The organism is Acinetobacter sp. (genome assembly GCF_049284435.1).
Taxonomy (GTDB): Bacteria; Pseudomonadota; Gammaproteobacteria; order Pseudomonadales; family Moraxellaceae; genus Acinetobacter.
On record NZ_JBAPXX010000088.1, the window covers coordinates 1 to 7709 of the forward strand.

Consider the following 7709-nt stretch of genomic DNA (forward strand, 5'->3'; position numbering starts at 1 on the left):
GTGTAGATGCGATTACTATTGAAAAAGGGCAAACGGTGAAAACGGGGCAGGTGTTGTTTACCTTGGCGCCGGTGGCTTGATGAGGTAGGAATAAAAAAGACCGTCCGTAAGGGCGGTTTTTCTTTATATTTTTTATATCTTTGTTAAATTATATAATATTTTAGTTGTTGATTTTGTCACATGAATTTTTATGTTGTCGAAGACTACCGTACAGATAGTAGAAAGATTTCTACAGATAAGGAATATTGTGTACTTAAGTGGGATGATTGGGATGATTTTGGTTATAAAACTCAATTTCATTTGAGATATGTAAAAAATGGAGAAGTTACTGATTTAGGCGCTGTAAAAATTGCTTTTTTGGATGATACTCAAAACATTTATCACTTTAATCAGCATGTGCCTAAGAAATTCTATAAACTCAATGAAAAGTTTTTTAGTATAGGGGGGAGTGGTAAGTATTATAAGAAAATCTCTTCTCTAAATGATAAAACTAGGAAAACAATTCTTAAAGGATTAAATGACTTAGCTTTCGGCATAGATAAATTCAATCAAATATATGATAAGAATCTCTCAGTTCTAAATACATCTTTACTAAGGGAGTTTTTTGTAGATGAGATACGTGGAAAATATAATCGTTTAGCTCATGGAAAACCTGAATTGACAGAATTTAGTTTTTCATTTGAATATTTTAATGATGAAAATAGGAATGTAGAAGTTTCCTTTGATGTTACTCCCAATTCATTACCCCCAACAAACTTACATGTTGTAATTGGAAGTAATGGTGTAGGTAAAACAAATTTTTTGAATAAGATATTAAAAAAATTCTTCAATGAAGACCTAGGATTAACAAAGGTTATTTACTTTAGTTACAGTCCATTTGATAAACCATTTCAGGGCATAATAGAAGAGGATATAGCTGACTATGATTATGCTTTTTACGGGCTATTAAAGAGCCCTTTTAATAATACTGAAAACACATTAAATGGTGGCTCGGATCTCGAGCATCAATTTTTAGAATCTTTTGAAGAATGTATGAAATCTATTTCTAAAACACAGAGATGGATCGAAATGCTTAAAATCCTAATTAAGAATGATGATTATCTTAGTGATCTTTTTTCATATATTTTAGAAGATGAAGAAAGTGAAATTAATAATGAAAAAATTATAGATTTCTACCGCTTACTAAGCACAGGACATAAAATCGTTATTAAATCTTTAACGCATTTAGTTAATTCAGTTACAGAGAAATCCCTAATTCTATATGATGAGCCTGAAACTTATTTGCATCCTCCTCTAATTTCAGCTTATTTAAGAGCTATGTCATGGTTACTAATTGATAGAAATGCCATTGGAATTTTAACAACACATTCTCCAATTATTTTACAAGAAATTCCTAAGAGCTGTGTATGGAAAATCTTAAGGCGGGGAGATATTTTCAATGCTCTGAGGCTAGAAACAGAGACATTTGGAGAAAATATTTCTTTATTAAACTATGAGATTTTTAACTTAACAGCATCAAATTCAAGTTTTATTGATTTATTAGAAACAGAAGTAAGGAAAATTATAAAAGATGGCTATAAAAAAACGAACATAGAAATATTTAATCAGGTTATACATATTTTTAATGAAGAATTGGGTACTGAAGCTAGAGCACATTTAATGAAAAGCATCAAAAATATTAAAGCTGAGATTAAAGATGAAAAAAATTAATCTTCCAAATTTTACTATAAATGAAACTTATCAATTAAGTCTCCAGTACATTGATCAAAGTAAACCTCATAGGAAGATTATTTTTGATAATCTTACAGCCTTAACTGATGAGATATTTTCCTATAGTGATGAATATGAGGAAAAAGCATATCAAGGTAAATTACATGAGCTTGATAAAGATAAATTTGAAGATCACTCAGAGGATCTAGTTAAATTATATACTTCATACTTTTCAAATAATAAACCACAGTACTCAACGATAAGGAAATTTTATGACTTGATCTTAACGAATGGGAATGAAGATAAAAACAAAATTATTAAATGTCCTTATTGTCTCTCAACAATCTGTTCGCATGTTGATCACTTTTTACCTGAGTCTGTTTACTCTGGCTTAGCCGTTAATCCTAAAAATTTAATTCCTAGTTGCCATAATTGTAATACGAAGAAAAAAGCTAAAATTTTTAAAATAATTGGTCAACATCAAGTCAGCTTTTTTCACCCATATTATGATGATCTAGGTGATATTTTATGGCTGAAAGCAAATGTAACTCTTGAACAAAATTTATTATCAGTATCTTTTTTTGTTGATAGTTCATTAGATGTCGCTAAAGAAATCATCCATAAAATTAATTATACTTTTGATGAGTTGGGTATGGCTTCATATTTAAGTAATAAAGCTGCTGAAACAGAGCTGACAACGCTAATGGCAAAATTTAGAAGTAAAGATTTTTGGTTAGAATTAAGCAATGAAGAGATTACTACAACCTTAGACTCAGACAGGAAACTTTTTATTTTAACGCATGGCAAAAATCATTGGTTAACGGCTTTATATGATGAATTATCAAAAAGATCAGATTTATATGATGTTTTAAAAATATCCTAAACCTTAATATTAAACCAATTAACAGATCTTTTAAAAGACCTGTTAAATGGTAATAATTTGATTATTGTTTACATATCTAGTTTATTGATGATTGGCAAACATTCAGTCTTAAAAGTAAATATCACAGAATCATCAATTTTAAAGAATACTTTAAATAAAAAAATCAACATTTACAGATAAAGTCACTCCAACCATGTTCAGCCACACTTTGAGGCACTCCTGAACCCCAATGGTGCAAAATGGTCTATTTTTTAGCCGCACTTAATAAAAGTAAATCATCCTTATTCTGGCTTATATATGTATGTGATCAATTTTAAAAGCATTCTGCTTAAATCTATTCTATTTTATATTGTGGCACGCTTTATGCTTTTATTTATATACAACATAAATAGAGGAGAGCAATACACTTGATCACTCATAATCACAAACATCGGTTAACCATTCATGTATAAAAAGAATAGCAAGGACATGAGCAATCAAAATGGAATAAACTGGTGAAATACAAAACTTACTTTTGCTTTAGAACAAGCCCCATTTCAATGTTATGGGGCTTTTTTTCGCCCTTTTATGTAAGTTTATTCACCTCATCCAAATAACTAAAAACTGGCACGCTTTCTGCATTTTCCTAAGTAATACGAAATTCTAGTTTTGTAATATCCACAGGAGATGCACATGAACAATCCGACATCAAATAAAAAAATGCATCCATGGCTTCACTTTCTGGTTGAGCTTCTCAGCGTACGCGCAGGCTTTCACATTAAACAGTCTTCCCAATATCAACCCAAGGATCAACATCGTGCCTAAACAAAAATTGGCACGGATCAGTATTACCGTACCAGAAACCACGCTACATGCGATGGATCAAAAAATTGTCGAGCAACACTATGAAAGCCGCTCGCAGGCCATTGTCGACATGATTAACCGCCACCTGATTGATGATCTGATGATTCGCGATGAAGTCATGGTTGGTACGCTTACCTTGCTCTATGACGTCAGCCTGAAACCGCTGCGCAGTCAGCTGGTCGATCTGCAACAGCAATATCTGGCACAAGTGATCAACTCGCTTCATATCCAGCTGGATGATGAAAAAATCCTGCAAGTCATGCTGATGCAGGGTGCGAGCAGTGATCTGAAAGAAATTAGCGAACAATTTATTGCACTGAAAGGCGTGATTAAAGGGCATCTCGAACTGATGGATGCCGTCATGCCACCCATTCCACAAAATACCGAACACACTTAAGGAGAACAGCTGTGCACAACTTATGGACTGTACAGGACTGGCAACACGCCTACCAGAATAACAATATCCAGCTTAGTGACCTGATTGAGTATGTTGCCGGATTGAATAATGACGATCATGCCTGGATTTCAATTGCGACAGCAGCACAATTACAGGCACAAATTGATGCACTGACTGGTGCAGATATTGAAAGCTTGCCACTTTATGGGGTGCCATTTGCGGTCAAGGACAATATTGATGTTGCGGGGTTCTATACCACAGCGGCTTGTAAAGAAGCAGCTTATCTGGCGACTTCCGATGCAACAGCAGTAGCCAAATTAAAAACTGCCGGCGCGATTGTCGTGGGTAAAACCAATCTGGACCAGTTTGCAACGGGTCTGGTCGGTGTGCGCTCTCCATACGGTGCGGTGAAGAACAGCTTTAATCCTGAATATATCAGTGGAGGTTCAAGTTCCGGTTCAAGTGTTGCTGTAGCCAATGGACAAGTGCCATTCAGTCTGGGTACAGATACTGCAGGTTCAGGACGTGTACCGGCAGGGCACAATAACATTGTCGGACTCAAACCGACCAAAGGCTGGTTCTCGACTACAGGCCTGATTCCGGCTTGCCGCACCATCGATGTGATTTCGATTTTTGCCTTAACGGTGGATGATGCCTGGCGGGTGGCGCAAGTCATGCAAGGCTATGATGCCAGCGATGATTATTCCCGAGTACATCCTCAGAATGTTCCCAGCCAATTTTCAAAAGGGAAAATTGCCATTCCGGATACACTGGAATTTTATGGCGATGCTGAAACTGAAAAAGCGTTTAATCAGGCGATCGCACGTGCACAAAGTTTGGGCTATACGGTTGAGCCGATTGATTTTACTCCATTTCAGCAACTGGCAGCAGCACTGTATAACCGCTCGTGGGTAGCTGAACGTACCAGTGCCGTGGAAAAAATGGTGCAACGCGAGAAGACCCATGCAGTGATTGGTCAAATTATTGCGCAGGCAGACCGGTTCAGTGCGGTCGATGCCATGCAGGATGAATATGAACGCGCCCGCCTGAGCCGTGTTATTCAAAATACACTGGCAGATTATGATGCCTTGATGGTGCCTACTGCACCCACCATTTATCGTATTGCAGAAGTAGAAGCTGATCCTCTGGTAAAAAACAGCCACATGGGCGCTTATACCAATTTTGTCAATTTTGCCGATCTGTCGGCTTTGGCGCTATCAAATAGCATTCGTGCCGATGGTCTGCCAACTGGTGTGACCTTTATTGCGCCAGCCTGGATGGATGAAGCACTGGCCAAATTCGGGCAAAAATGGCAGCAGGCAAGCCAGTTAAAGTTAGGCACATCTGAACGCCTATATGAAAAAACAACTGAAATCTCATCGGGCCACAGCGTGAAACTGGCTGTCGTCGGTGCACATCTAAGCGGAATGCCACTGAATTTTCAGCTGACCACACGTGGTGGCACCCTGATCAAGCAGACCCGGACTGCTTCGCATTACAAACTCTATGCTTTAAAAAATACCACACCGCCAAAACCTGGCCTGCAATACAACGCTAAAGGTTGTTCAATTGAAGTAGAGGTCTGGGACATTCCACGTGCACTGTTCGGGGACATTGTTGCAGAAGTTCCGGCACCTTTGGGGATCGGCAATGTCCGGCTGATTGATGGTACTTGGGTGAAAGGCTTTATCTGTGAAGGCTATGCACTTGAAGATGCAACAGATATCAGTCATTTCGGTGGCTGGCGCGAATTTATGAAATCTAAACAACTTTCAAATACCAAATTTAAATGTGAATGCATAGGGGAAATCGCAAAATGATCAAAAAAGCACTGATGTCAGTTTCTGTACTGTCTGCAATCCTTTTAAGCGGTTGTGACAATACCGCTAAAGTACCTGAACCAAATGCCAAGGCAGAAGGGAGTGTAAATACTCAGCCCATCCGGATTGGTTATAGTGACTGGCCGGGATTTGTGGCCTGGCAGGTGGCGATTGAAAAAGGCTGGCTAAAAGAAGCAGGGGTAAATGCCAATTTCGAATGGTTTGATTATTCAGCCTCACTGTCAGCTTTTGCTGCCAACCAGCTGGATGCGGTCATGGTCACTAATGGTGATAATCTGGTCACTGGCTCTGGCGGTACCAAGGGGGTGATGATCATGGCGACTGATTATTCAGCTGGAAATGACGTAATTATTGCCAAGAATGGCATTAATTCGATTCAGGATCTGCGCGGTAAAACGGTTGCGACTGAAAAAGGCCTGGTCGATCACTTATTGCTGTCCACTGCACTGGATGATGCCAAGGTTAAACTGAATGAAGTTAAACTGGTCAATACCATGACCAATGAATTGCCACAGGTTTTTGCAACTCCCGATATTGATGCGATTGCGGTATGGCAGCCGGTGGCAAATCAGGCTTTATCTGCGGTAGCCGGTTCCAAGATTATTTTCACCTCTAAAGACAAGCCGGGATTAATCTACGATACCTTGACCGTGAATCCGACTCATCTGGAAGCCAATAAAGAGCAATGGAAAAAGGTGATTCAGGTTTGGGATAAAACAGTCAAATACATCAATGACCCGGCAACTCGTGAAGATGCTGCACAGATCATGTCCAAACGTGTCGGTGTCGATGCGAAGACCTATATGCAGTTCATTGATGGCACGCATTTGCTGGATCTGGCCGCCAACAAGAAAGTCTTTACCAAAGGTGATGGTTTCGATTCGATCTATGGTTCCAGCTATCATGTGAACAAGTTCAATGTGGCCAACGGCATTTATACGACTGAAATGAATGTGGATGGTGTGATTGTTCCAACTCTGGTACAAGAACTCAAATAGAGCATATCTCCTCATTCAGGAATGTAATCTAAACCAGTAAAAAACCCCCAGATTGGGGGTTTTTTATGGTCAGATGAATATTAAAAAATTAAAGCTGCGTACTTTTGGAAAAGACATTGATAAAAATAATGCCAATGATCATAAACGCCAGACCGATCAGTGCAGGAAGATCCAGTTGCTGTTTAAACACCAAGAGGCCAACCGTTGAAATCAAGATAATGCCGGCACCAGACCAGATTGCATAGGCAATGCCCATCGGAATTGTTTTCATGGTCAGTGACAGAAAAAATAAGGCAACGGCATAACCGGCAATGGTGGCAAGTGAAGGCCAGAGCACGCTAAAACCATTGGAAGCTTTCAATGCAGAAGTTGCAATGACTTCTGCAATAATGGCAATCGAAAGATATAGAAAAGACATATTTCTCCCTATAACACCCGTTCTGCATGCTGCATCAGGTGATCCTGTTCTGACTTCAGCCAGCTTTCAGCTTGTGTAGTCGTGGGGGTAACATATTGAAATTGGTAATCCGGCTGGTATATATCCAGCTCAAAAATCAGGTCGATTTGACGATCATCTAAAATTACGTGCTGAACCAGACTGCTTTCATTGAGAACTTCAAAATTTTCCAGATTAAAGGTTTTGCCTGTTTCGTGCGTGCGGGTGCTGTAAGTTTTAGCTTGACTATCAGTCCCGATAGACACCTCAAAGCTTTCCAGCAGGGCAAACACGGTGGGATCGACAGCTTTCAAGTCCATTTGAGCTACTGCACTTTGCACTTCAGGCAAACGCGTCAGGGCATAGGCAATATGATCACCACAAATAATCAGGCCACCATCCATTTCCAGTTTCTGACCAGATTGAACATCAAGTGCAGACTGAAGACGCAGGCCTAAAAATAAACCGTGTTGTACCTGCTGGCGCCAGTCTTCGACATAGACATTGCTTGGAGAAAATTCCAGAATGCAGTTGCCAATCGCATGCAACTTGGCTGGTTCCGGCCACTGCACATGATTCTGGTAATTGGCGTAGTCTTTCA

Annotated in this window: 9 protein-coding genes; 7 read left to right on the forward strand and 2 right to left on the reverse strand. The window is 39.2% G+C overall.

Translation table 11 applies throughout. From position 1 onward, the window contains the following. From WAK81_RS08090 to WAK81_RS08120, 7 genes are all read left to right on the forward strand, one after another. Positions 1–80 (forward strand): biotin/lipoyl-binding protein (locus WAK81_RS08090; protein WP_422196413.1); only part of this gene is annotated, 80 nt, incomplete at its 5' end. Between the two features lie 100 nt (positions 81–180). Beyond that, positions 181–1710 (forward strand): hypothetical protein, encoded by a 1530-nt coding sequence (locus WAK81_RS08095; protein WP_422196407.1) that lies wholly within the window; start codon positions 181–183, stop codon positions 1708–1710. Next, positions 1697–2593, forward strand: coding sequence for an HNH endonuclease (locus WAK81_RS08100; protein ID WP_422196408.1), 897 nt, complete (start codon positions 1697–1699; stop codon positions 2591–2593). The genes WAK81_RS08095 and WAK81_RS08100 overlap by 14 nt, the downstream gene beginning before the upstream one ends. 672 nt (positions 2594–3265) lie before the next feature. After that, entirely contained in the window at positions 3266–3397 is a 132-nt protein-coding gene (locus tag WAK81_RS08105; RefSeq protein WP_004647016.1) for a hypothetical protein, read from the forward strand. Beyond that, positions 3390–3833 carry a CopG family ribbon-helix-helix protein gene (locus WAK81_RS08110; protein WP_422196409.1) on the forward strand — a complete coding sequence of 148 codons (444 nt, stop codon included), beginning with the start codon at positions 3390–3392 and terminating at the stop codon, positions 3831–3833. The genes WAK81_RS08105 and WAK81_RS08110 overlap by 8 nt, the downstream gene beginning before the upstream one ends. 11 nt (positions 3834–3844) lie before the next feature. After that, a complete protein-coding gene (gene atzF, locus WAK81_RS08115; RefSeq protein ID WP_422196410.1) occupies positions 3845–5653 on the forward strand; it encodes an allophanate hydrolase in 1809 nt (602 codons plus the stop codon). After that, positions 5650–6672: an ABC transporter substrate-binding protein gene (locus tag WAK81_RS08120; RefSeq protein WP_422196411.1), complete on the forward strand. Its 1023-nt coding sequence runs from the start codon at positions 5650–5652 to the stop codon at positions 6670–6672. The genes atzF and WAK81_RS08120 overlap by 4 nt, the downstream gene beginning before the upstream one ends. An 88-nt stretch (positions 6673–6760) precedes the next feature. On the opposite strand, the gene WAK81_RS08125 is transcribed toward WAK81_RS08120, so the two are convergent. Continuing rightward, positions 6761–7090, reverse strand: a complete 330-nt coding sequence (locus WAK81_RS08125) for a DMT family transporter (protein ID WP_004280373.1) — start codon at positions 7088–7090, stop codon at positions 6761–6763. Positions 7091–7098: 8 nt separating this feature from the next. Next, positions 7099–7709, reverse strand: a 611-nt coding sequence (locus WAK81_RS08130) for a hypothetical protein (protein WP_422196412.1), incomplete at its 5' end; no start/stop codon positions are given.